The sequence below is a fragment of the Bacillus cereus group sp. MYBK195-1 genome (genome assembly GCF_051916605.1).
Lineage (GTDB): Bacteria > Bacillota > Bacilli > Bacillales > Bacillaceae_G > Bacillus_A > Bacillus_A cereus.
The window spans coordinates 1-504 of the sequence record NZ_JBQAGZ010000031.1; the positions used below are offsets into that span (position 1 = coordinate 1).

Genomic DNA, 504 nt, shown 5'->3' on the forward strand with positions numbered 1-504 from the left:
CCTAAGGTGGGACAGATGATTGGGGTGAAGTCGTAACAAGGTAGCCGTATCGGAAGGTGCGGCTGGATCACCTCCTTTCTATGGAGAATTGATAAGCGCTGCTTATCAATATAAGTTTCCGTGTTTCGTTTTCGTTTAGTTTTGAGAGTTCAATTCAGTATTGACTCTTAAATGAGGATATGATATAAATAAATCCTGCAATTTGTATGGGCCTATAGCTCAGCTGGTTAGAGCGCACGCCTGATAAGCGTGAGGTCGATGGTTCGAGTCCATTTAGGCCCACCATACATTTTGGGGCCTTAGCTCAGCTGGGAGAGCGCCTGCCTTGCACGCAGGAGGTCAGCGGTTCGATCCCGCTAGGCTCCACCAAAAAGCTATTTTAAATAGCAAATGGTATGTTCTTTGAAAACTAGATAACAGTGTAGCTCATATTTTTTAATTTTAGTTTGGTTAAGTTAGAAAGGGCGCACGGTGGATGCCTTGACACTAGGAGTCGATGAAGGA

General features: G+C 44.6%; 2 tRNA genes and 1 rRNA gene. All 3 read left to right on the forward strand.

Going from position 1 to position 504, the window contains the following annotated elements:
- Nucleotides 1–78 (forward strand): 16S ribosomal RNA (locus ACTFRY_RS29760); the annotation flags it as partial.
- Nucleotides 79–208: 130 nt separating this feature from the next.
- Nucleotides 209–285, forward strand: a tRNA-Ile gene (locus ACTFRY_RS29765).
- Nucleotides 286–293: 8 nt separating this feature from the next.
- A tRNA-Ala gene (locus ACTFRY_RS29770) sits at nt 294–369 on the forward strand.
- Nucleotides 370–504: the final 135 nt, after the last annotated feature.